The 23,617-nt window shown below is 65.4% G+C and carries 22 protein-coding genes; 11 read left to right on the forward strand and 11 right to left on the reverse strand.

All coding sequences use genetic code 11. The annotated features are described in order from the left end of the window. Positions 1 to 8: 8 nt before the first annotated feature. Genes ACX1DW_RS05370 through ACX1DW_RS05390 form a run of 5 tightly spaced genes read right to left on the reverse strand, consistent with a single transcriptional unit; the run spans position 9 to position 4,284 of the window. Complete coding sequence (locus ACX1DW_RS05370; RefSeq protein ID WP_458992955.1) at positions 9 to 659, reverse strand: tetratricopeptide repeat protein; 651 nt, start codon at positions 657 to 659, stop codon at positions 9 to 11. Further along, positions 656 to 1,492 carry an SDR family oxidoreductase gene (locus ACX1DW_RS05375; protein ID WP_133456949.1) on the reverse strand — a complete coding sequence of 279 codons (837 nt, stop codon included), beginning with the start codon at positions 1,490 to 1,492 and terminating at the stop codon, positions 656 to 658. The genes ACX1DW_RS05370 and ACX1DW_RS05375 overlap by 4 nt, the downstream gene beginning before the upstream one ends. Beyond that, positions 1,479 to 2,150 (reverse strand): TenA family transcriptional regulator, encoded by a 672-nt coding sequence (locus ACX1DW_RS05380; protein WP_458992956.1) that lies wholly within the window; start codon positions 2,148 to 2,150, stop codon positions 1,479 to 1,481. The genes ACX1DW_RS05375 and ACX1DW_RS05380 overlap by 14 nt, the downstream gene beginning before the upstream one ends. Positions 2,151 to 2,165: 15 nt before the next feature. After that, the gene (locus ACX1DW_RS05385) at positions 2,166 to 3,611 is read right to left on the reverse strand and encodes an AMP-binding protein (protein WP_458992957.1); all 1,446 of its coding nucleotides are present in this window, start codon (positions 3,609 to 3,611) and stop codon (positions 2,166 to 2,168) included. Beyond that, entirely contained in the window at positions 3,595 to 4,284 is a 690-nt protein-coding gene (locus tag ACX1DW_RS05390) for a thermostable hemolysin (protein WP_458992958.1), read from the reverse strand. The genes ACX1DW_RS05385 and ACX1DW_RS05390 overlap by 17 nt, the downstream gene beginning before the upstream one ends. A gap of 237 nt (positions 4,285 to 4,521) precedes the next feature. Between ACX1DW_RS05390 and ACX1DW_RS05395 the strand changes: the two genes are divergently transcribed. Beyond that, on the forward strand, positions 4,522 to 5,472 hold the full coding sequence (locus ACX1DW_RS05395; protein WP_458992959.1) for an SdiA-regulated domain-containing protein: 951 nt from the start codon (positions 4,522 to 4,524) through the stop codon (positions 5,470 to 5,472). A 204-nt stretch (positions 5,473 to 5,676) separates the two neighbouring features. Further along, positions 5,677 to 6,048, forward strand: a complete 372-nt coding sequence (locus ACX1DW_RS05400; RefSeq protein WP_458993384.1) for a hypothetical protein — start codon at positions 5,677 to 5,679, stop codon at positions 6,046 to 6,048. 58 nt (positions 6,049 to 6,106) lie between these two features. Here ACX1DW_RS05400 and ACX1DW_RS05405 read toward each other — a convergent pair whose 3' ends face one another. Beyond that, positions 6,107 to 6,841, reverse strand: a complete 735-nt coding sequence (locus ACX1DW_RS05405; RefSeq protein WP_208218183.1) for a phosphatase PAP2 family protein — start codon at positions 6,839 to 6,841, stop codon at positions 6,107 to 6,109. Between the two features lie 38 nt (positions 6,842 to 6,879). Next, positions 6,880 to 8,838, reverse strand: a complete 1,959-nt coding sequence (locus ACX1DW_RS05410; protein ID WP_458992960.1) for an LTA synthase family protein — start codon at positions 8,836 to 8,838, stop codon at positions 6,880 to 6,882. Between the two features lie 103 nt (positions 8,839 to 8,941). On the opposite strand from ACX1DW_RS05410, the gene ACX1DW_RS05415 reads away from it, so the two are divergent. From ACX1DW_RS05415 to ACX1DW_RS05435, 5 genes are all read left to right on the forward strand, one after another. Further along, the gene (locus tag ACX1DW_RS05415) at positions 8,942 to 9,625 is read left to right on the forward strand and encodes a response regulator transcription factor (RefSeq protein ID WP_208218186.1); all 684 of its coding nucleotides are present in this window, start codon (positions 8,942 to 8,944) and stop codon (positions 9,623 to 9,625) included. Further along, entirely contained in the window at positions 9,615 to 10,883 is a 1,269-nt protein-coding gene (locus ACX1DW_RS05420; protein WP_458992961.1) for a sensor histidine kinase, read from the forward strand. The genes ACX1DW_RS05415 and ACX1DW_RS05420 overlap by 11 nt, the downstream gene beginning before the upstream one ends. Before the next feature lie 81 nt (positions 10,884 to 10,964). After that, positions 10,965 to 11,642 carry a class I SAM-dependent methyltransferase gene (locus ACX1DW_RS05425; protein WP_208218190.1) on the forward strand — a complete coding sequence of 226 codons (678 nt, stop codon included), beginning with the start codon at positions 10,965 to 10,967 and terminating at the stop codon, positions 11,640 to 11,642. 2 nt (positions 11,643 to 11,644) lie between these two features. Then, positions 11,645 to 12,364, forward strand: coding sequence for a lipopolysaccharide kinase InaA family protein (locus ACX1DW_RS05430; protein ID WP_458992962.1), 720 nt, complete (start codon positions 11,645 to 11,647; stop codon positions 12,362 to 12,364). A gap of 325 nt (positions 12,365 to 12,689) precedes the next feature. Then, entirely contained in the window at positions 12,690 to 14,825 is a 2,136-nt protein-coding gene (locus ACX1DW_RS05435; RefSeq protein ID WP_458992963.1) for a putative bifunctional diguanylate cyclase/phosphodiesterase, read from the forward strand. A gap of 11 nt (positions 14,826 to 14,836) precedes the next feature. On the opposite strand, the gene ACX1DW_RS05440 is transcribed toward ACX1DW_RS05435, so the two are convergent. After that, positions 14,837 to 15,169: a protealysin inhibitor emfourin gene (locus ACX1DW_RS05440; protein ID WP_200594243.1), complete on the reverse strand. Its 333-nt coding sequence runs from the start codon at positions 15,167 to 15,169 to the stop codon at positions 14,837 to 14,839. Positions 15,170 to 15,178: 9 nt separating this feature from the next. Further along, a complete protein-coding gene (locus tag ACX1DW_RS05445) occupies positions 15,179 to 16,222 on the reverse strand; it encodes a M4 family metallopeptidase (protein ID WP_458992964.1) in 1,044 nt (347 codons plus the stop codon). A gap of 197 nt (positions 16,223 to 16,419) precedes the next feature. On the opposite strand from ACX1DW_RS05445, the gene ACX1DW_RS05450 reads away from it, so the two are divergent. The 3 genes from ACX1DW_RS05450 to ACX1DW_RS05460 are packed head-to-tail and all read left to right on the forward strand — an operon-like array spanning position 16,420 to position 19,034. Then, positions 16,420 to 17,859: a cytochrome ubiquinol oxidase subunit I gene (locus ACX1DW_RS05450; RefSeq protein ID WP_458992965.1), complete on the forward strand. Its 1,440-nt coding sequence runs from the start codon at positions 16,420 to 16,422 to the stop codon at positions 17,857 to 17,859. Between the two features lie 3 nt (positions 17,860 to 17,862). Beyond that, a complete protein-coding gene (gene cydB, locus ACX1DW_RS05455; RefSeq protein WP_102841329.1) occupies positions 17,863 to 18,870 on the forward strand; it encodes a cytochrome d ubiquinol oxidase subunit II in 1,008 nt (335 codons plus the stop codon). Beyond that, positions 18,870 to 19,034: a DUF2474 domain-containing protein gene (locus tag ACX1DW_RS05460; protein WP_458992966.1), complete on the forward strand. Its 165-nt coding sequence runs from the start codon at positions 18,870 to 18,872 to the stop codon at positions 19,032 to 19,034. The genes cydB and ACX1DW_RS05460 overlap by 1 nt, the downstream gene beginning before the upstream one ends. Positions 19,035 to 19,340: 306 nt before the next feature. Here the strand turns inward: ACX1DW_RS05460 and ACX1DW_RS05465 are convergent, their stop codons facing one another. Continuing rightward, positions 19,341 to 20,378, reverse strand: a complete 1,038-nt coding sequence (locus tag ACX1DW_RS05465; protein WP_063543447.1) for an AraC family transcriptional regulator — start codon at positions 20,376 to 20,378, stop codon at positions 19,341 to 19,343. Further along, positions 20,375 to 21,388 carry a carbon-nitrogen hydrolase family protein gene (locus ACX1DW_RS05470; RefSeq protein ID WP_458992967.1) on the reverse strand — a complete coding sequence of 338 codons (1,014 nt, stop codon included), beginning with the start codon at positions 21,386 to 21,388 and terminating at the stop codon, positions 20,375 to 20,377. The genes ACX1DW_RS05465 and ACX1DW_RS05470 overlap by 4 nt, the downstream gene beginning before the upstream one ends. Before the next feature lie 191 nt (positions 21,389 to 21,579). On the opposite strand from ACX1DW_RS05470, the gene ACX1DW_RS05475 reads away from it, so the two are divergent. Next, positions 21,580 to 23,610 carry an oxidoreductase gene (locus ACX1DW_RS05475; RefSeq protein WP_458992968.1) on the forward strand — a complete coding sequence of 677 codons (2,031 nt, stop codon included), beginning with the start codon at positions 21,580 to 21,582 and terminating at the stop codon, positions 23,608 to 23,610. The last annotated feature ends 7 nt before the right edge of the window (positions 23,611 to 23,617 follow it).

The raw sequence follows: 23,617 nt of genomic DNA on the forward strand, positions 1-23,617 counted from the left end.
GCCGCCGGTTATTCCAGATTTTCCTTGACCTGCGCGAGCAGCGCGCGAGCTTCGTCGCGGCGCCCGGCATCGGCGACTTCACGACCGGGGCGTGCTGGCGCGGCGAGCGCTTTTTCCAGCGCCGTGCGCGCTTCGCCGTAGCGCTTCTGGCGCAGCAGGAAATCGCCATGGAAATAGTTCGGGTCAATGCCGTTCGGGTTCAGCGCCAGTGCCTGCTGGAACAGCGCCTCGGCCTTGTCCTCGTCGCCGAAGCCGATCGGCCAGCCGGGCACCTGATAGTAGAGGCTGGCCAGGCTGGTGTAGGCCGAACCATCCAGCGCGGTGGCGTCGAGCTCGATGGCCTTTTCGAATTCGGCCTTGGCCTGTTTGACCAGTGCCAGCGCGCCGAGCCCGCCCTTGGCGCCGGCCCAGGTACTGAGCACGATGCCGTGCCAGATATGCAACTCGGCGGCGTTCGGCTCGGCGGCCACGACCTGCTTCGCCTCGTCGGCGAGTTTGGCGAAGGCGGCTTCGCGCTTTGCCTCTGGCGTCTGGTAGTTGATCTGCGCCCAGTGCGTCTGGATCTGGCGCAGTGACGATTCACCGGCCGCACTGAGGGCGAAGGAGAGTTGGCTGGCGAGGGCCAGCATCAGGGCGCAGAGGCCGAGCAGAGGCTTCATGGGTGTTCTCCGGTGGAGGTGGGTTGTGATGCCGGTGGCAGCGGTTGTTCCGCGCGGGCGAAGCGCTTGACCACCGGCAGCTGCTTGCGCAGCGCCAGGTCGACCAGGCGCGGCAGCAGGCCGTTGAGGCGCACGAAGAGTTTTTCCGGCCAGCCGAGGTAGAGCTCTTCGCGCTCGCTGACGATGGCGCGCAGGATCTGCTCGGCGACCTCGCGGGGGTCGTCCATTTCCACCTTCAGCTCGTCGTTCATCGCCACCACCTGGGCGCTGTTCATGGCCGTGCGGGTGGCGCGCGGAGCGATGTAGAGCACCTTGATCTGGCTGTCGGCCAACTCGCGGCGCAACGCCTCGGAGAAACCGCGCAGGGCGAACTTGCTCGCGCAGTAGGCGGCGAAGCCGGGAAAGCCGATCGAACCAAAGGTCGAACCGAGGTTGACCAGCAGCGCCTGTGGTTGCTGGCGCAGCAGCGGCAGCAGCAGGTGGGTCAGCTGTAGGGTGGCGGTGACGTTGAGTTCGATCAGCCGGGCGATGGCATCCTCGCTCTGGCTCTCCAGCAGGCTGAACTGGTTGATCCCGGCGGCATTGACCAGGCAGTTGAGCCCGCCGAAGCGCCGCGCGGCGTCCAGCACCAGCTGTCGTCCGTTGCGCTGGCTGAGGTCGGCCGTGACCAGGCTGATCTGCGCGGGATAACGGCGGGCCAGGGTTTCCAGGGCAATGCTGCCGCGCCCCACCAGCAGCAATTGCGCACCCTGGGCACAGAGCCGCTCGACCAGCAGCTGGCCGATACCGCCGCTGGCACCGGTCAGCAGGATGCGCGCGTCACGCAGTTGCATGGTCGTGCTCCGCTGTGGTCAGGCTGCGGAAGATGTCGCCGTAGAGGCGATAGACCACGCGGGCGGTGTGCACCACCGCGGCCTTGTCGTCCTCGTTGTCGAGGCGGTTCATCAGCTTCTTGAAGAACTCGATGTGCTCCAGGTCCAGGCTGCCGTGGGAGGTCAGGTAGCTGAATGCCTTGGCCGGCAGCTGGAGTTTGTCCTGCAGCACGCCGGCGGCCTGGGTGGCGAGGGCGATGCTGGTGCCTTCCAGCACGTTGACCATGCCGAAGAAGCTCGCCGGGTTGTGCCGGGCGATGCGGTCGTAGACATAGGCGACCATCAACTCGGTAGGCAGCGCCGGCTGACCGTGGCGCACCGCCTCGGCATCGCCGCCGCAAGCGCGAATGTCGTTGAGGATCCACTCCTGGTGGCCGATCTCTTCCTCGATGTATTCGGCGATGGCCTCGCGCAGCCATTCCAGTCGCTCTGGCAGGCGCGCGCCACAGGCCATCAACAGCGGTACGGTGTGCTTGACGTGATGGTAGGCCTGGGTGAGGAAAGCGATGTACTGCTCAAGGGTGGCGCTGCCGTCGAGCGCCGAGTGGATGATCGGCGCGGCCAGCAGGTATTCGCGTTCGGCGCTGGTCTGGTGTTGCAACTGGTCGAAGAAATTCATGGTGAACCTCGAAAGTCAGGACTGAAGGGCGTTGATCGCCGATTGGTAATGGTTGAAGAGGGCATTGCGGCGCAGGCGGCCGTTGGCGGTGGCCAGGCCGTTGCTGACGCTGAATGGCGCATCGGCACGCAGCCAGCGATGCACGCGGGCGTAATCCGGCAGGCCGGCATTGACCCGCTCGACCGCCGCCTGCAGCTCGGCGTCGCCGAGCCCGGGATCGCGCGGCACCAGCACGGCGACGTTCTGCGCCAGCGCCTCGCCGTGCAGCCAGGCCTGGGCGATCGGCGCCTGCTGAACCAGTTCGGCCTCCACCCATTCCGGGTTGACGTTGCGCCCGTAGGCGGTGACGAACTGGTGCTTCTTGCGTCCGTGCAGCGTCAGGAAACCGTCCTCGAAATGGCCGAGGTCGCCGGTCGCCAGCCACTCGCCGGCCTGTCGCGGCTCGCCGAGGTAGCCGAGCATGTGCGGGCCCCGGACCAGCACCTCGCCGTCGTCGGCCAGGCGCAGCTCGACGTGCGGCAAGGGCCGGCCGACCGTGCCGATGCGCCGTGCCTCCGGCGTGTTCAGGCAGACCACCGAGGCGCATTCGGACAGCCCGTAGCCTTCGTACACCGGCAGCCCGAGGTGCCCGGCGCGTTCCAGGAGTTGCGGCGCGACGCGGCCGCCACCGACGGCGATGAAACGCAGCGAAGTCGGCAATGGCACGCCCTGTTCGGCCGCACTGACCAGCGCCAGCAACAGCTGCGGCAGCAGGATCAGGCTATGCGGCTGGGTCTGGTTCAACGTGGCGAGCAGGCGCGGAAGGTCGAAGCCGGCTGCACCGCTGAAGCCGATCTCGGCCATTGGGCGCAGCTCGACCCGGGCACCGGCCAGCAGCGGCGCGTAGAGCCCGGCGATGTTTTCCAGCAGTGTCGCCAGCGGCAGCACGCACAGGTGTTGCCGCACTTCACACGGCAGGCTGGCCTGCCACAGGCTTTCGGCCACCGCCAGCTGCGCCTCGGCATCCAGGCAGACGCCCTTGGGCTGCCCGGTGGTGCCGGAGGTGTAGGTGATCTTCAGCGTGCCGTCGGGCACCGGCGTGACGGTGTCCAGCTGGCGCAGGTGCAAGCCGGCTTCACCCGGCTGGAAGCCGCAGCGCTCGCTGAGCGGGCTGCTGGCGCCGATCAGGCAGTCGATGCCGGCGTGGTTCAGCACATGCTCCTGCTGCGCCGGGGAAAAGAACCCCGGCAGCGGCACGCAGATCAGCCCGGCGCGCAGCAAGGCCAGATCCCACAGCGCCCACTCCAGGCCGTTGTCAAGCGCCAGGGCGACGCACTGCACGCCGAGCTGTTGCAGCTGACTGGCGCGTGCGGCCACCTCGTGGCGCAATTCGGCGTAGCTCAGTTGGCGCGGACCTTCGCCCAGGGCGATGCCGCTGTGCCGTTCCAGGGTTGTCCAGAAGCGTTCAGCTGCAGGCTGCATGCGGCACCTCCGAGGCATCGAACAACGGCTGGTAGCCGAGCCGGGCGTAGATGCCCAGCTGCATCAGGCGCTGGTGGCCGGGCAGGATCTCACCGGCCATCAGCTGCGGGCGGCTGGCGTAGTAGCTGCCCCAGTCGGCCAGCTCGTCGCCCATTCGCGTCGGGTCGGCCGGCCCCAGTGGCAGCGGCTCCAGCGCCAGGCGCTGGAAGCTGTTGAGCAGCGCTGGCGTGCCGGTGAACACCACCCAGCGAAAGCCCTGAGCGACCAGCAGGTCGGTCAGCGCGACGATCAGCAGCCGCGCCGAGGCATTGCCAAAGGCCGCCAGGTTGCCGACCTCGACAATCTCCTCGCGCGGCACCGGGCGGCCGCTGCGGCGGGCAACGGCCTGCTCGATCGGTTCGTCCAGATAGCGTTCGAGAAACAGCGGTCGGCGTTGCGCGCTGCGCAGGCCGACCGCGCCCTGCACCTGGCCGCCGTCGCCATGCAGGCCGAGCAGGCAAGGCATGAAGTGGCGCACCCGCGCCCCGTAGTGCTCGGCGAAACGCTGGCGAATGAAGTCTTCCAGGGCCAGCCGTCGCGGGTCCTCGCCGGCCTGCGTCAGTTGCAGGCAGAGCGATGGCTCGCGGCCGATGCGGGCCAGTATGTCAGTGTGATCAACCCAGGGCAGTTCCATCGGGGAACCTCGGTTAGAAGCCTGGGCCGATTGTTGGTGGGCAAACTTAAGGCAGTCTTAAGTCGCCGAAGCCGTCAGAACGCTGACATTTTCTTCACATTCGCTGGGCTATGGTCGCGGCGCTCGGGATCGAGCCACCGGTGCTCCAGCTGCGCCAGAGGCCCATCGAACGCTGGCCGGCCGACCACCGAAGCAGCTATCGCAAGCAGAGCGAGCCGCGAAGAGGAAGGCCAGCAGATGCAGATTCATCCATACTCCGCGCCACGTCCGGCCACAGGCTCGGGCCGCCATTACCGGCTGTTCGGCCTGCTCGCATTGCTGTTGATCGGCCTGGGCGTGAGCATCGCGTTGCACTGGAACGAGCGGCTGTACTTCCACCTGACTCACCAGTTGAACGTCCGCGCGTTTGACCCGGCGCTGCGCTGGCTGCCGGGCTACCGGGTGGCCATCGATGCCAGGCCTATCGAGGGCATCAGCCGCAACCTCTCGGCAATCACCTATGACCGCGACCTCGATCGCCTGCTCGGCGTGGTCAATGGCGGGCCGACCGAGATCGTGGCACTGAGCAAGCGCGGTGAGCTGCTCGAACGCTACCCGCTGGAGGGCTTCGGCGATATCGAGGGGCTGACCTACATGGGCGATGGGCGGGTCGCGGTGTCCGACGAGCGCGCCCAGCAGATCAGCGTCTTCCAGCTGCCGACACTGCCGCGCAGCATCGACGTTTCCGAGGCGAAGTTCTTTTCCCTGGGCATCAACCTCAACGGCAACAAGGGCTTCGAGGGGGTGACCTACGATGCCGTGGGCGACCGCCTGTTCATCGTCAAGGAACGCGACCCGCGCCAGCTCTACGAGGTCCGGGGCGTCGCCGCCAGCCTCGACGGCCAGTTGCAGCTGGCCGTTCACGATCGCAGTGACTGGATCGCCAGTCAGGTGTTCGCTACCGATCTCTCCGACATCCATTTCGATGCCGAGACCGGTCACCTGATTCTGCTCAGCGACGAGTCGCGGCTGGTGATGGAGCTCGGTGCCGACGGCCGCATGCTCAGCTACCGCAGTCTCAACGGCCTGTTCAGTGATCTGAAACGCTCCGCGCCGCAGCCCGAGGGCGTGACCCTGGACAACGACGGCACGCTGTATGTGGTCAGTGAGCCGAATCTCTTCTACAGCTTCCGCCGCGAAGAGGGCTAGGCCGCAAAGGTGTCGGAGCGACGGGCGGGGAGACTGCCTACGCGTCTTCACGAACCCTTCACGTGGGTTTGACGAATCCCTGACGACTGTCGACGCAGACTGCAATCGTCACCCTGGCGGCGCCGTCGCGCCGGTGATTCTCTCCTTTATGCGTCAGGTGCCCCAATGTCCTCTCGTTCGTCTCCTCGCGCCAGCCGGCGCCGCGTGTCCTCACGCCGGCGCGGTGCGTTGCTCGCCGCGCTGCTCGCCGCGTTCTCCCTCAATGGTTGCCAGAGCGCCCCTGGCCCTCTGGCGGGTGACGGCTATCCGCCGGAGTACGCAGAAGGCTTTCGCGCGGGCTGTACCAGCGGGCGTCAGGCTGCCGGTGCGCTGGCGCAGTTTCGTAAGGATGTACCGCGCTACATGACCCAGCCGCTGTATGCCGAGGGCTGGGACGACGGCTACCGGCAATGCCAGGCGATGCAGGCCAGCAGTGGTGGGCTGGATAGCTGGCGCAGCAGCGCGCTGGAGCGCGAGCGCGACCGCGAATGGCGGCGCCATATCGACCAGGCCAAAGCCCAGGCATTGCGTCACTGAGCTGCTGCATGTCGGTTCGCGGTCGAGACTGCTCCCACGCCTGTGCAGGGCCTGTTCGTTAAATCGCCGGTTCGGCCAGGGTGATCGGCTGCGCCGCCGGGCGGTAGAGCAGCAGCCGATAGCAGGTCAGGCAGATGGTCCAGTCGAACAGCAGCGTCCAGAGGTTGTGCGAGAGAAAGTGTGCCCCCTGCATGACCCGCCCGAGTGAAAGAATCAGACCCAGGCCCAGGGCCAGCCAAAGAGCGTAGCGCGCCAGCCGCGGGCGACCGTCACGCAAAACGAAGAACAGCGCCAGCAGCGAGAAGCCCGCCGAGGCATGGCCACCTGGCCAGCAGCGCCCGGGCTTGAGCGTCGGCACGCGTTCGGCCAGCAGTGAAGTAAAGGTCTCGCTACCGCCGAAGTCGGTCAGGCTCCAGGGGCAATGCACGCCAGTGAGCGTCTTCAGCGGAGTGACGATGCTGGTGGAGATGCCCAGCGCCAATACCAGATAGCCTAGAGGGCGACGCCAGCGCGCCAGGCGCGTCGGCAGCAGGCTGAGCAGGAAGCCGGCGATGGCCAGCACGCCGATGGCGATCACCGCTTGCTTGACACGGTCATGCAGAAAGTCTTCGAGCAGCCAGCTGTGCCGGCCGACGAAGCCGACCCCAGGTTCATAGAACAGTCGGGAAACGGCAAAATCAAGCTGAGTCGGATCGCCGATCAGCAGCGCCAGCATCACTATGGCCGGCACGGCGAAAGCGAGGGCGAAGTTGAAAGGGCGGCTTTGGCCGGAACGGTCGGGTAGAGCGGGCATCGGATCTCCAGATGCGCCCGTGCAGGGCGCCGGTCGGGTTAGCGTTGGCTGAGCTGATTGCCGTGCGGCGCGGGTGTCTGCCAGCTGAGCAGGCCCTGGCTGTAGTCATGGCTGGCGCCCTGGTAGTAGGCGATGTCGCGCTGCACCAGCGGGTCGGTCAGTGGTGCCTGGGATTCGCGGCTCGAACGCAATGCCTCGTCATGGCGACGCACCTGCAGACGGGGGCTGAGGATTGCCAGGTCGCGGCCGTCGAACAGGCCCAGGTGCTGGTAGTTGCCGATCAGCGCGCGGCCCGGAGCGGCGTCCTCGCGCAACAGGTTGCGGCCGAAGAACGTCGACACGTAATCCATGTTCAGCAGGCCGAGCAGGGTCGGCGCCAGGTCGATCTGGCTGGCCACGCCGGAGAACTCGCGCGGTTCGATCAGGCCAGGCGCGTAGACGAACAGCGGAATGTGGTAGTTGGCCACCGGCAGGTCCTGCGAACCGGCGCTGCCGGCGGTGTGGTCGGCGACAAAGACGAACAGGGTGTCCTTGAACCAGGGCTTGCGCCGGGCCTGCGCGAGGAACTGGCCGATGGCGTAGTCGGTGTACTTCACCGCACCTTCGCGGCCCTCGCCGGAGGGGATGTCGATGCGTCCGTCCGGGTAGGTGTAGGGACGGTGATTGGAGGTGGTCATCAGCTGCAGCAGGAACGGCTTGCCGGCTGAATGGTCAGCATCGGCCTCGCGCATGGCCAGCGCATAGAGGTCCTCGTCGGCCATGCCCCAGGCATTCTTGAAGTGAATGTCCGCCTCGTCGGCGCTGCTCTGGTCGACCACACGGTAGCCGTTGCCGCCGAAGAAGGCGCTCATGTTGTCGAAGTAGCCGCGCCCGCCGTAGAGGAACACGCTGTCGTAGCCCTGCGCGCCGAGCTGCTGGCCGAGGCTGGCGAAACCGCTCTCGCGACCGATGCGCTTGACGATCGAGCGACCCGGGGTCGGCGGCACGGACAGGGTGATCGCTTCCAGGCCTCGGTCGGTGCGCGTGCCGGTGGCGTAGAAATTGGTGAAGGTCAGGCTCTGCTTGCGCAGCTCGTCAAGGTTGGGGGTTAGCCCGCGCGCGCCGCCGAAGCTACCCAGGTACCTGGCGCTGAGGCTCTCGATGGTCACCAGCACGACGTTCAGATGGCGTGGCTGGCCGGGGTTGTCGATCGCCCGGCGGATGTCCAGCGGGTCTTGACCGAGGAAGCGAGCATTCGGCTCGGCGACTTCCTGGCGCAGGCGGTTGCCGATCTCGTTGTCGGGCAGCGTGGCGTAGAACTGCGGGTAGTCCAGTTCATTGTTGCGAAAGGCGGCAAAGAACTGGAACGGGCCGTTGCTCGCCAGTTCGCGCTGGTAGGCATTGCCGCCGCTGCCGCGCGGAAAGTCCTGGCCGACGACCAAGGCGCTGGCCAGGGCAACGCCTGCCAAGCCCGCCAGTGCCGCGGCACTGCCGCGCCAGGACAGGCTCGGCGCGTTCAGCGCGCGGCTGATCGGCCGCTGCAGGGCAAGATCGATCAGCAAGGCCAGCACGGCGATCAGGCTCAGCAGGGAATAGACCGGGTAGGACTCCATGATGTTGTGGATCACCTCGTCGGAATAGACCAGGTAATCCACCGCGATGAAGTTGAAGCGCACGCCGAACTCGTCCCAGAACAACCACTCGGCCAGCGCGGTGAAAAGCATGACGTACAGGCTCAGCCCAACCAGCAGGCGCAGACCGAAGCGATGGAAACGGTTGGCCCACAGGCGGCGGGGGCAGAGCAGTACATAGAGCGCCAGGGGCGCGGCGGCGAAGGCGAGGAAGGCGAGGTCGTAGACGGAACCTTCCAGGTAGATTCGCAGCAGGTCCAGAGGGCCGGCGGTCGCTTCCTGCCAGTGTGCCGCGAGCAACACCGAGCGGGTCAGCAGGAACACTCCGAGCCAGAGGCCAAGGAACAGGAGGAGGTAACGAAGCTGAGCATATCGGGGGAAAGGCATCGTATGATCCAGGGCTGAGGACGAACGCGGCGCAGTCTGCGAGCGCGTCCGTGAGGCCTTCGTCAAGAAGCCGTGAAAAAAACGTCATAGCAGCGAAACCCATATGCGTATCCTGGTCATCGAAGACAACCGTGACATTCTCGCCAACGTGCTCGACTACCTCGAGCTCAAGGGCTACGTGGTCGACTGCGCGCAGGACGGCCTCAGCGGCCTGCACCTGGCCGCCACCCAGGACTACGACCTGATCGTGCTGGACCTGATGCTGCCCGGGATCGACGGTCTGCAGGTGTGCAAGCGCCTGCGCGAAGACGCCCGGCGCGACACGCCGATCATCATGCTCACCGCGCGCGATGCGCTGCCGGATCGCATCAAGGGGCTGGAGGCCGGCGCCGACGACTACCTGGTCAAGCCCTTTGCACTGTCCGAGCTGGTCGCGCGGATCGAGGCGATCCTGCGGCGCTGCCAGGGATCGCGCCGGCGTCAGCTGCAGGTGGCCGATCTCTGCTACGACCTGGATACCCTGGAAGTCAGCCGCGCCGGCCAGCCGATCCGGCTCAACCCGGTGGGTCACAAACTGCTGGCCCTGCTGATGCAGCGCAGCCCGGCGGTGGTGCGCCGCGACGCGCTGGAAGAGGCGCTCTGGGGCGATCATGCCCCGGACAGCGATGCTCTGCGCAGCCATATCCATCAATTGCGCCAGGCGCTGGACAAGCCGTTCGCGCGGCCGCTGCTGCATACCGTTCATGGCGTGGGCTTCCGCCTGGCGGAGGACGGCGATGCTCGCTAGATTGCCGTTCGCCCGGCGTATCGTCATCGCCTTCACGCTGATGACCTTGCTGGTCAGCGGCGTGTTCTCGCTGGGCATCGTTGCGGTGGTCTACTTCGTCGAGTCGCAGTTGGTGACCGAGGAGCTGAGCCGCGAGATGGACATCGTCCTGTACGAGGACCTGCCCAGCGGGCGCCCGCCGCGACTCGATGCCCAGACACGCTTCTTCAGCACCGCGCTGCCGGAGCATCCGTTGCCCGAGGGTTTCGCGGCGCTGGCGGAAGGCTTTACCGAAGTCGTGCGCGGTAAAGAGGCGTACTACGTCTATGTGCGCGATCTGGATGGCGAGCGCTACGTGCTGATGGAAAACCAGAACGAGTTCGAAGAGCGCGAGAACGCCCTGTTCAACACCGTGCTCGCCGGCTTCGTGCTCAGCGTATTTGGCGCCTGGCTACTCGGCCGGCTGATGGCGGACAGGGTGATGGCGCCGGTCAGCCGGCTGGCCTTGCAGGTGCGCCATCGCGACCAGTTGCACCCGCTGGCGCCGCCGCTGGCGCTGCAGTACGTCGATGACGAGGTGGGGCATCTGGCCTCCGCTTTCGACAGCACCCTCGGCCAGCTGCGCCAGACCCTGGAGCGCGAGCGGCTGTTCACCGCCGACGTCAGCCATGAACTGCGCACACCGCTGATGGTGGTGCTGGGGGCCTGTGAACTGCTGATTGCCGGCAACCTGCCCGAGCGTTCGCGGCGTCAGGCCGAGCGCATCCAGCGCGCCGCCGAGGAAATGCAGGCGCTGGTCGATACCTTCCTGTTGCTCGCGCGGGCCCGTCCCGATCAGCACGAGGTATTCGGCGGCAGCGCCGACCTGGCTTCGGTTGCCCTCGAGCAGAGCGAGCGCTGGGCGCCGCCGATACGGGAGAAGGGATTGGCCTTCGAAGTGGTGTACGAGGGGGAGGACGAGCACACCTACAACCACACGCTGCTCGGCACGGTGATGTCCAACCTGCTGCGCAACGCCCTGCACTACACCGATCACGGCCAGGTGCGGCTGGTACTCGAGCGCGGCGGCTTTCGCGTCGAGGACAGTGGGATGGGCATCCCTCCGGATCAGCAGGAGCGCATGTTTCAGCCCTTCGTCAGGGGCGCCGAAGGGCGGGGCGAGGGCCTCGGCCTGGGCCTGTCGCTGGTGCGGCGAATCTGCGCGCACCAGGGCTGGACGGTCGAGGTGCAGGGTCGCGAACCCCGCGGCAGCTGTTTCAGCGTCCGCCTGGAGCCTTGACGCTTTTTTCACATCCCTTTGACGGCCCCTTGATGTCTGGCCGGTTAGTTTGGCGCTCCGTCTTCCATCGGAGCGCCCGCCATGCCGACATCGAGTCCCATCGAACTTGAGTTTTCCCGCAAGTACGACCGCCAGCACGCCTACGAATACCTTCACAAGCATCAGGACGGTCTGGCCCGGCGCTTGTCGCACTGGCGTGACGAGCAGATGGCGCGGCGCGCGCTGAAAATCGCCGGCGAGCCTGATCTGGTCCTCGATCTGCCCTGTGGTGCCGGGCGCTTCTGGCCGCTTTTGGCCGAGCACCCGAGCCGGATGATCTTCGCTGCGGACAATTCCGCAGACATGCTGGCCATCGCCGAAGCCGCGCAGCCGCTGGAGGTGGTTCAGCGGGTCGAGACCTTCCAGACCTCGGCCTTCGCCATCGATATGGGCGACAACGCGGTGGACAGCATCTTCTGCATGCGCCTGCTGCACCACATCGCCGACCCGGCGCATCGCCTGGCGATGCTGCACGAATTCCATCGGGTCACCCGTGACACACTGATCGTCTCACTGTGGGTCGATGGCAACTACAAGGCCTGGAAGCGCAAGCGCCTGGAGCGCCGCCGGCCGGCGAAGGACAACCAGAACCGTTTCGTCGTCGCGCGCTCGGTGATCGAGGCGGAGTTCGCCGAGGCCGGTTTCGACATCCTTGACCGCAATGACTTCCTCCCAGGCTATGCCATGTGGCGCGTCTACGTGCTGCGCAAGCGGGGTTGAGCATGAGCCGACCACTTGTACTGCCGGCGCGCGAGGCGCGTACCAGCAACTTCCAGCGCTGGTGGAGCACCCAGGGCGAATGGGTCGAGGAACCCAACCAGCGCCGCGACGGCGAAAGCGGCGTGCAGCGGATACGACTGCGTGATCCAGAGCAGCCGCTGCTCTACTGCAAGCGCCAGATCGGCCACTTGTATCGCTCGCTGCTGCATCCGTTCGGCCGGCCCACGGTGCTGCGCGAACTGCAGGCGCTGCTGGCCTTCGGCCGCCTCGGCGTGCGGGTACCGGAGCTGGTCTACTGCGGCACGCGACAGCAGGTCGGCCAGTGGCAGGCGCTGCTGGTGACGGCAGAGCTGCAGGGTTTCGTCAGCCTGGAGGATTGGTATCTACAGAATCTGGGACAACGCTTCGGTCCGGCGGTCCAGGCGCGCATGCTCGTGGCCGTAGGGATGACCCTCGCGCGCATCCATCAGGCGCACTGGCAGCATGGGTGCTGCTATCCCAAGCACATCTTCCTGAAGGTCCATGGTGAAGGCGATGTGGCGCGGGTGGAGGTGGCCTTGCTCGATCTGGAAAAGAGCCGGCGTCGGCTGCGTCGCCATGCTGCGGCCCGGCATGACCTGCGCCAGCTCCGGCGTCATTGCGCAGCCATGGCCGAACAGGACTGGCAGCAGCTGCTGACCGCCCACGCCGCATATCGCCAAGGCCCCTGCGATCGCATCTGAGCCGCGGCTGGTGTCACTGCTCGTCAGTCTGGTGGCCCTAGGCATGACACAGCCCGCAGCCACTCGGGTTTCCGAAGCGGCGAGTGGCACAGGTTGTGGCTGTCTGTCTTGTGCCTGAAATCGGTGCGGTTGCCTGCTGTGATGCATCTTGCTGGTGCACAGGGCCAGGCAAACGGCGGGCTCGGATTGCGGGTGATGGCCAAGTGCCCTGTGGTGGAGCGTTTCTTGCTGTGCGTGGGCTTTCTGCCTTTTCCTGCCGACCGGCTCTGCGAGCCTCTCGCGTGCGCGCTGAGACCTGGCGGCAGGACCTTCGTCAAGACACGCAATGACCCAAGAATCTTCAGCCGCAACCAATCGTCCAGGCAGCCTGCTCAGTTGCGAGGTGCTCGATCGCCCTCGTGTTCTCGACACGCTGGTCAACAACCTCGAAGGCATGGCCTATCGCTGTCGCAACGATGCGGCCTGGACCATGATCTTCGTCAGCCAGGGCGCGTTGGGACTGTGTGGCTACCGTGCAGCCGATTTGGTCGACGAGGCCTGCATCAGCTGGGAGCAGATCACCCACCCGGACGACCGCGCACGGGTGCGGCGGGCTGTCGATGCGGCGATCATCCGCCAGGGGCGTTTTTCGACGCAGTACCGGATACGCACCGCCGCGGGCAACCTGAAGTGGGTCCTCGAACGCGGAGTGGCCGTGCCGAACGAGCAGGGCGAGATAGTCATTGAGGGGTTCATCGAGGACATCAGCGCTCAGCGCGCGGTGCTCGAGGCGCTGGAGCAGGCGGAGCTGCGCTACCGAAGCATTTTCGAGAACGCCTCCGAAGGTATTTTCCAGTCGACGCGCGATGGCCGTTACCTGGCCGCCAATCCGGCGCTGGCGCGCATCTACGGCTATGAAAGTGCCACCGAGCTGGTCGCCGACCTGGCTGACATCGAGCGTCGTCTGTATGTCCAGGGTGGGCGCCGCGAGGTGTTCTGCCAGCTGATGGAGCAGCACGGTGAGGTGCTGAATTTCGAATCCGAGGTCTATCGGCGTGATGGCGTGCGGATCTGGATATCGGAGAACGCCCACGTGGTGCGCGGCGCCAACGGCGAATTCATCTGTTATGAAGGGACGGTGCAGGACATTTCCGAGCGCAAGCATTACCAGCAGCAGCTGGAGCGCCAGGCCAACCATGACCTGCTGACGGGGCTGCCCAACCGCATCCTGCTCAATGACCGCATCGATCAGGGGCTGGCCCGTGCGGCGCGACTGGGCTACTACCTGACGCTGGTATTCATCGACCTGGACAATTTTAAGTTCATCAACGACGGTCTTGGCCACGTCGCCGGGGACGAGTTGCTCAAGAGCATTGCCAGGCGTCTGTCCGGGTGCCTGCGAAGTTCAGATACGGTGGCGCGCGTTGGCGGTGACGAGTTCGTCCTGGTGCTCAGCGACCACTATCGCGTCAGCACGGTGATTTCTCTGCTCGAACGCGTGCTGAGCGAGATTCGTCGCCCGGTCACGCTTGCCGGTCGCGAGTTCCAGATCGGTGCCAGCCTGGGCGTGGCGATGTTCCCGGATGACGGCGAGGATGCGCAAACGCTGCTCAAGCACGCCGATATCGCCATGTATGCGGCGAAGAAGCGTGGCCGTAACACGTTCCAGTTCTTCATTCACGACCTTAATCGGGTCGCGGATGAGCGCTTGAATCTGGAAGCGGCGATGCGCATCGCACTGGAGCGAGACGAATTCTCCGTGCACTACCAGCCGAAGGTGGATGCCTCGTGCCGCATCGTTGGCGTCGAGGCGCTGGCACGCTGGACCCATCACGAGCTGGGCGTGATCGGCCCTGATCGCTTCATCGCCGTGGCCGAGGAGAGCGGGCTGATCATGCCGCTGACCCTGGCCATACTGCGCCAGGCCTTCAATGCCGCGCGGGCCTGGAACGAGGGGCGCGCAGTACCCTTGCTGATCGCGGTGAACCTGTCGCCGCTGCTGTTTCTCGGTGACGACGTGGTCGAGCGGGTTGCCGCGGTGCTCGACGACGCGGGGCTACCGGCGAGCCAGGTCGAGCTGGAGATCACCGAGACCGTCTTTCTCGGCGACGGCACGCGCGCGGTCTCGATACTCGCCGAGTTCAAGGCGCTCGGCTTTCGCTTGGCCATGGACGATTTCGGCACCGGCTATTCGTCGCTCAGCTACCTGCGGCGTTTTCCGCTGGACATCATCAAGATCGATCGCTCGCTGGTCACCGGGCTTGAGCAGGAGGAGGAAGTGGCAATGATCGCCCGTGCTGCCATTTCGCTGGGCAAGAGCCTGCACAAGACGGTGGTGGCAGAGGGTGTGGAGAACCTGCCGCAGTTCGACTACCTGCGTCGTTACGGCTGCGACGAGTTCCAGGGCTATCTGCTGTCGCGCCCGCTGCCGGCCGAGCAGCTGACCGCCCTGCTCGAGGGCGGCGGAACCATCGAGCTGTGAGCGTGCGGCTGTCAGTCCGACTCGCCGGGAATGGCACCATCGCGCCATAGCTGCACCAGTTCCTGCGGCGCGCGATCCTCGGGGATCTGCAGAACAAGCTCGGCGTCGGCATCTTCGCGGCGGTAGTGCAGTTCGACCCGAAAGAAGCGCTGATCACCAGCGCCAACCGTCTTGCTGGCTATCGGCAGGCATCGCTCCAGTACCGCACAGAGGGCCTGGCGCTGTGCGGCATCACAGCCGGTAAAGGCGATCTGGCGCGGCCGGGCAAGCCCTGGGGCAGCGACAAGGCCTCCTTCGCGGGTCAAGCGCAGTGAGGTATCGGGTCCCAGCGGCGGCATCTTCATCTCGTCCCCTCACCGTTGCAGCACACCGACTTCGAGCCAGGCCTGCTGCAGCGCGTCGACCTGCCTGGATTGCCGGCCGAACGAGCGGGCGGCGTGGCGCAGCGTTGCATTGGCGAACGTCACGAAGTCGGCATCGTTCGGCAATTGCTTGTCGCAGATGGTGTCGTACCAGATGCGTCCGGCCTGTTCCCAGGCGTATCCGCCAAGCGCAGTGGCGGCCAGGTAGAAGGCACGGTTGGGAATGCCCGAGTTCAGATGCACGCCACCATTGTCCTGGCGGGTTTCAATGTAGTCGCGCATATGTGCCGGCTGCGGATCGCGGCCGAGCAGCGGGTCGTCATAGGCGGTGCCGGGATTGGCCATCGAGCGCAGCGCCACGCCGTTGACCTTGTCGGTCAAGAGTTCGGCGCCGACCAGCCAGTCGGCTTCGGCGGCCGTCTGGCCAAGCGCATGCTGTTTGGTCAGTACGCCGAACACATCCGACACCGATTCGTTGAGCGCCCCCGACTGGTTGAAGTAGACCAGCGCCGCTTCGCTCTCGATCAGACCGTGGGCCAGCTCGTGAGCGACCACGTCCAGCGAACGGGTGAAACGCTGGAACAGCTCGCCATCGCCATCGCCGAAGACCATCTGCTCGCCGTTCCAGAAGGCGTTCTCATAGCCCTGGCCGTAATGCACGCTGCCGATCAGCGGCATGCCCAGGTCATCGATCGAGTCACGCTGGTACACCTGCCAGAAGAATGCATAGGTCTGGCCAAGCGCCGCATAGGCCTCGTCCACGGCGGGGTCGCCGGTCGCCGGCTGGCCTTCACGACGCCGCAGTGTGCCGGGGAGCTGCATCTGCTGCTCGGCATCGTGGATGCGTCGTTGCGGATGGCCGGGCGTGCGTAGCTCGCCCAGCTCGGCGATGGCGGTGGGACGAGGCGGCCCGGGGTTGGGCAGCAGGCTCAGCACATGACCGAGCGTTTCGCGGGCACAGCCGCGCAGATAGGGCGAACCGTGCTCGATGATGCGATCGAGGATGTAGGGCGGAATGAACGAGCGGATCTGCACCGGCGGAACTCCTGGCTGACGCGGCTAAGCACAGCATAGCTTCGGCCTGTGCGCCTGGCTCGACCGTCGATCACGCGGTCGTAGCGACATGCCGCGGCGATCAGGCTGCACCCTTGGCGCGATCTGCTGTCACTTGTGCTGGATCCCGTAATCGCCGTCACAGACGACGCGGGCGGTCATCTGACGAGGAGTTGCCCATGTTCGGATTGGAAGCGCTCGAGCTGGCGCGTGTTCAGTTCGCTTTCACCATCACCTTTCACATCATCTTTCCCGCGATCACCATCGGGCTTGCCAGCTATCTCGCGGTGCTCGAGGGCCTCTGGCTGAAGACCAAGCAGGAGGTCTACCGCGACCTTTACCACTTCTGGCTGAAGATCTTCGCCGTTAACTTCGGCATGGGCGTGGTTTCCGGCATCGTCATGGCCTACCAGTTCGGCACCAACTGGAGCGCTTACTCGGAGTTCGCCGGCAGCGTGACCGGGCCGCTGCTGACCTATGAGGTGCTGACGGCGTTCTTCCTCGAAGCAGGCTTCCTGGGCGTGATGCTGTTCGGCTGGAACCGCGTCGGCCCGCTGCTGCACTTCTTCTCCACCGTCATGGTCGCGGTCGGCACTTTGATTTCGACCTTCTGGATCCTTGCCTCCAACAGCTGGATGCATACCCCGCAGGGGCACGAAATCATCGATGGCGTGGTGGTGCCGGTGGACTGGCTGGCCATCATCTTCAACCCGTCGTTCCCGTATCGTCTCGCGCACATGGCCGTTGCCGCCTTTCTCGCCACGGCGTTCATCGTCGGCGCTTCGGCGGCCTGGCACCTGCTGCGCGGCAATGACAACCCGGCAATCCGCAAGATGCTCTCGATGGCGATGTGGATGGCATTGCTGGTGGCCCCGGTGCAGGCGGTGATCGGCGACTTCCATGGCTTGAATACCCTCGAATACCAGCCGGCGAAGATCGCCGCGATGGAAGGGCATTGGGACAATTCCGAAGGCGGACCGACGCCGCTGCTGCTGTTCGGCTGGCCGGACATGGAGGCCGAAGCAACCCGCTACAAGATCGAGATTCCCTATCTCGCCAGCCTGATCCTCAATCACAGCCTGAGCGAGCCGATCCCGGCGCTGAAGGACTTCGCGCCCGAGGATCGACCGAACTCGACCATCGTGTTCTGGACGTTCCGCGTCATGGTCGCGCTGGGGCTGCTGATGATCGTCACCGGCATCTGGAGCCTGTTGCTGCGTCGTGGTGACCGGCTCTACCGCTCGCGAGCGTTCCTGCGGATGGCGCTGTTGATGGGGCCGTCCGGGCTGATCGCCATTCTCGCCGGCTGGTACACCACCGAGATCGGCCGCCAGCCCTGGGTGATCTACGGCGTGATGCGCACCGCGGACGCCGTTTCCAACCATGGCGCCGGGCAGCTGGGGCTTACTCTGGCGATGTTCGTAGTCGTTTATTTCGCGGTGTTCGGTGTGGGCATGGTGTACGTCCTGCGGCTGGTGACAAAAGGCCCGGTGATCAGCGAAGGGCGCGAGAAAGGAGCGGGCGGTCCGGGGGAGGCGCGCACGCCGATGCGCCCGCTGTCCGCCGCGGACGAGGCCATCGCTCACGAGCAAGGCGATCAACTGGGCGAGAGGAACTGAGCCATGGGCATCGATCTTTCATTGATCTGGGCGGTGATCATCATCTTCGGAATCATGATGTACGTGGTGATGGATGGTTTCGATCTCGGCGTCGGCATCCTCTTTCCGTTCGTGCGGGACAGCTCCGAGCGTGACGTGATGATGAACACTGTTGCGCCGATCTGGGACGGCAACGAGACCTGGCTGGTGCTCGGCGGCGCAGGGCTGTTCGCCGCCTTTCCACTGGCCTATTCGGTGGTGCTGTCAGCGCTCTACCTGCCGATCATCTTCATGCTGATGGGGCTGATCTTCCGCGGCGTGGCCTTCGAGTTCCGCTTCAAGGTCACGCGCGAACGCCAGCACATCTGGGACCGGGCATTCATCGGTGGGTCACTGGCGGCGACATTCTTTCAGGGCGTCGTGCTGGGTGCGTTCATCAGCGGCCTGCCGGTGGAAGGACGCGCCTATGCCGGTGGCGCGCTGGACTGGCTGACGCCGTTCTCGCTGTTCTGCGGTCTGGCGCTGATCGTCGCCTATGCGCTGCTTGGCTGCACCTGGCTGATGATGCGCACGGCTGGTGATCTGCAGCGGCGCATGCATGACATCGGTATTCCACTCGTTTGGGCGGTGCTGGCTGTGACCGGTATTGTCAGCCTGTGGACGCCGCTGACCCATCCCGACATCGCCGAGCGCTGGTTCAGCATGCCCAATCTGCTGATCTTCATGCCGGTGCCGATTCTGGTGCTCCTGTGCGCATTCGGGCTGTTGCGTTCAATCCAGCGCTATGCCAACTACACGCCGTTCCTGCTCACGCTGGCCTTGATCTTCCTTGGGTACAGCGGGCTGGGCATCAGCCTGTGGCCGAACATCATCCCGCCTTCGGTGAGTATCTGGGAGGCCGCCGCGCCTGCCGAAAGCCAGGGCTTCACGCTGGTTGGCGCGCTGCTGATCCTGCCGTTGATCCTGATGTACACGGCCTGGAGCTACTACGTGTTTCGCGGCAAGGTCAGCGCCGAGGACGGGTATCACTGATGGTCCGTCGCTCGGAGGAGTCGCCGCGCGCCGGCGAGCAGAAGCCGCTGTGGCAGCGCATGGCCTGGCTGGTGGCGATCTGGAGCGCCAGTGTGCTGGCGCTTGGGGTGGTCGCGTGGTTGCTGCGGCTGGCGATGAGTGCAGCGGGGCTGGCGACACCCTGAGCTGCGCCACGCTGGGGCAGCTCCCGCCGCGCATGGCGCGCTATAGGGCGCGACTTGGCAGCATGACGGCAGTGGATGCGCTTAGATGGCTGTCATCTCTACTTCATCGGCTGGCTGTAGCGTGGCTGGCATGAACCTTGATGGTTCATCCGCCAACCGCCCAGACAATGCAGACGATCAGGAGTCTACCGATGGACGATTATCAGGACGAGCTACTGGAATGGCATGCGGCCGAACAGGACCATCCCGATTCTGCCGAGGATGCCGTCGAGCTCTGATGGCTCGCCCGAGACGCGTGTGTGCCGGTCAGCCGCCCCGACGCTGGGTGCGACGATAGTCACCGGGTGTCTGTCCGCTCCAGCGCTTGAAGGCGCGTTGAAACGCCTCCGCGGACGAGAAACCGAGCAGCCAGGCGATCTCGCCGAAGGCCGATTCGGTATCGCGTATGTATGCCATCGCCAGGTCGCGCCGGGTGTCGTTGAGAATGGCGCGGTAGCTGCTGCCTTCATCGGCCAGCTTGCGACGCAGCGTCCAGGCCGGCATCTGCAGGCGTGCCGCGATCTGCTGCAGGTCCGGCTCCTGACCCTTGAGCATGGGCCCGAGAATCTGCGTGACGCGCTCGCGCAGGCTGCGGGTGCGGGTACGCCGCTCCAGCTCGATCTCGCACAGTTCCAGCAGATGCCGCCAGGTGCCGGGACAGTGTTCTGGGTTGCGCAGGGCCAGCGTGCGCTGATCCAGCTGCAGCTGGTTGGCCTCGGCGCCGAATGTCACCGGGCGGCCGAATAGCGCTTCGTAGCGGGAGGCGTAATCCGGCGCATCGAATTCGATATGGATCGCCGTCGGCAGCAGCGGTTGGCCGCATAGCCGCTGCAGCTGGGTGACCCAGCTGGCGAGCACGGTATCGACGACGAACCGGTTGTAGGCGTTGTACGGGCTGATCGAATAGAAGCGCAGCCAGGCGCCGGTGGCGTCCTCGTGGAAGCTCGAGCTGCCACGATAGTTGGATGCGTACAGCGGTTCGTAGCGGATCAACGCGCGCGCCGCTTCACGTACGGTTGGCGCTTGCGCGGCGGTCAGGCCGGCAAGCCCGAGGTGGCTGGGCTTGCGCAGACGGCCCATCTCCAAACCTAGCGCGGGGTCGCCCGCCAACTGAATGGCGGCATGACCCAGGCGCATATAGCGCGGAATCGACAGTCGTGCATGGGGTTCGGCCAGGCGCTCGGCGTCTAGCCCATAGGCGAGCAGCAGGGGTTGCGGGTCGTGGCCATGCAGCTGCAATGCTTCGCTCAGGCTGTGCAGGAAGCCGACCGACAGGTCGCCCAGGCGTATGCGCTGCACTGTCATCGGCCGCTGTCGAGCCAGAGGTTCTTGACCCGCACCGGCACGCCATGCCCCGGCGGCGCCGGGCGACGCGGCGAGCCGAGCAGGTTCCAGGGCACGGCGAGTGTATGCACGGCCATGCGCGGCCGGTCATCGAAGCCGTTTTCGAGCGCACCCTGGCAAGCGGAGTGCGGATCCGCCAGGGCGCCGGGTAACGCGAGCAGCCTCGCTTCGGCAGGTGGGCGGTGCAGGTAGGCATCGCACCCGAGCATTACCGCCATCGGACCTGCTGGCGTGGCGATCGGGCGCCTGGGTTCGGGTATCGGGGCGACGCTGTAGCGGCGTTCGTAGCGACTGAGTGCATGTTTGTACTGCAGCGTTCCCAGGGGCTTGCCGCGGCCGTCGAATGTCAGGCTGACCTGGCGTAGCGGGCCATCACCGATTCTGAGGCGATCATTTTCCAGGTACGGTTCTGGCAGCACGATCGAGCCCGCCACCAGGGTGATGCCGAATTCCCGGGCAAGGCCACCGAAGATTGCCTGGTAATCCTCGGCCATCTGCCGCGCCTTCAAACGCAGTACGGCGCCGGTACGGCGGTCGTCACCCTGATTGCCGGTCAGTGCGCGCAGATAGCTGCCCGGATTGCTCAGTGCCATCCACTGCATCGCATCGCGCAGCGTGCGGGCTTGCTGCACTTCCGGCTTCTCTCCCAGAGCGAACAAGCCGGTGCCGACATGCTCCGGCAGCACGACGATGGTTCGTTCGCTCAGCATTCCGGCTTCGGCAGCCTGGCGGAGATACGTCCTGAACTTCAGCTGCAGCCGGTCGCGGCTCTGATAGTCGGCCGGTTGCAGGCGCGTTTCGATGCCCAGCAGGTTGCCCCCGGTACCCGCTTGACCCTGGCTTTCGATGGGCAGGGTGCGCAGATCGGAGAGCAGCGGGCCGCTGCGTCGGTCATGGGTCCAGTCGAGGTAGACCGCGAGCGAGACGCCGACGAGGATCAGCAGCAGGGCTAGTTTGAGCGAGAGACGCATGAGCAGGCGATGAGCAGGGATGGACGGCGTCAGCCTAGATAAAGGTGCTGCGGTTGCCAAGCGTTTTGCGCTGAATGATCAGAAAGTTGTCACTTATGATCATTGAGCGTGGCGTATGGGCTGTTTATCGTCGCTGCATATCCGACCGCAGCCCCAAGAGGCTCGGCACCGACAATGATGAGGACACACCGATGACCGCCTTCCCGCATCTGCTGGCTCCGCTCGATCTGGGCTTCACCACGCTGCGCAATCGCACCCTGATGGGCTCCATGCACACCGGCCTGGAGGAGATGCCCAACGGTTTCGAACGCATGGCGGCGTTCTTCGCCGAGCGCGCCCGTGGCGGCGTCGGCCTCATCGTCACCGGTGGCGTAGGTCCCAACGAGGAAGGTTCGGTGCGCGCCGGTGCGGCCAAGCTGTCGACACCGGAAGAGGCCGAAGAGCACAAGATCGTCACCCAGGCCGTGCACGAGGCTGGCGGCAAGATCTGTATGCAGATCCTGCATGCCGGTCGCTATGCCTACAGCCCGCAGTTGGTGGCGCCGAGTGCGATTCAGGCGCCGATCAACCCGTTCACCCCGCGCGAGCTGGACGAGGAGGGCATCGAGAAGCAGATCCGCGATTTCGTCAATTGCGCGAGTCTCGCCCAAAGTGCCGGCTATGACGGCGTCGAGATCATGGGATCGGAAGGCTACTTCATCAACCAGTTCCTGGTCGCGCACACCAATCACCGTACCGACCGCTGGGGCGGCAGCTACGAGAACCGCATGCGCCTGCCAGTGGAGATCGTGCGTCGAGTGCGCGAGGCGGTCGGGCCGAACTTCATCATCATCTATCGCCTGTCGATGCTCGATCTGATCGAGGGTGGCAGTGTCTGGGAAGAAGTGGTGCAGCTGGCCAAGGCCATCGAGCAGGCCGGCGCCACACTGATCAACACCGGCATCGGCTGGCACGAAGCGCGCATTCCGACCATCGCCACCAAGGTCCCACGTGCCGCCTTCACCAAGGTCACTGCCAAGCTGCGCGGCGAGGTTGGCGTTCCGCTGGTCACCACCAACCGCATCAATACGCCGGAAGTGGCCGAGCAGGTGCTGGCCGAGGGCGACGCCGACATGGTCTCCATGGCGCGACCGTTCCTTGCCGACCCTGAGTTCGTCAACAAGGCCGCTGCGGGCCACAGCGAGCGGATCAATACCTGCATTGGCTGCAACCAGGCCTGCCTGGACCATACCTTCAGTGGCAAGCTGACCACCTGCCTGGTAAACCCGCGTGCCTGCTATGAAACCGAGCTCAACTACATCCCCACCACGACGGTGAAAAAGGTCGCGGTGGTCGGCGCCGGTCCGGCGGGCCTCGCCGCAGCGACCGTTGCAGCGGAGCGCGGACATCAGGTGACGCTCTTTGACGCTGCCGGTGAAATCGGTGGCCAGTTCAACGTCGCCAAGCGCGTGCCGGGCAAGGAAGAGTTCTACGAGACCCTGCGCTATTTCCAGAACCGCCTGGAGGAAACTGGGGTCGAGGTGCGCTTGAACACTCGCGCAACGGCCGAGACACTGCTGGCGGGCGGTTTCGACGAGATCATCCTGGCCACCGGTATCGTGCCGCGCACGCCGGAGATTCCCGGAATCGACCATCCGAAGGTGATTGGCTATCTCGATGCGATCCTCGAACGCAAGCCGGTCGGTCAGCGCGTGGCGGTGATCGGTGCCGGTGGCATCGGCTTCGATGTGTCGGAGTACATCACCCACGACGGTCAATCCACCAGTCTGGATCGCGAAGCGTTCTGGAAGGAGTGGGGCATCGATCTCGGCCTATCGGCACGTGGCGGCATCGCCGGCATCCAGCCAGCTCCGCATGCACCCAAGCGGCAGGTCTACTTGCTGCAGCGCAAGAAATCCAAGGTTGGTAACGGCCTGGGCAAGACCACCGGCTGGATTCACCGTACCGGCCTGAAGAACAAGCACGTGCAGATGCTGAATTCGGTCGAGTATCTGCAGATCGACAATGCCGGGTTGCACATCCGGGTTGGCGAGGGCGAACCGCAGGTGCTGGCGGTGGATACGGTCATTCTCTGCGCCGGTCAGGAGCCGCTACGCGAGCTTCAGCAAGGGTTGGAAGCGGCTGGCGCCCGGGTGCACCTGATCGGTGGCGCCGACGTGGCAGCCGAACTGGATGCCAAGCGCGCGATCAACCAGGGTTGCCGTCTGGCTGCCGCGCTCTGAGCTCATC

It is taken from the genome of Stutzerimonas sp. KH-1, from assembly GCF_054483855.1.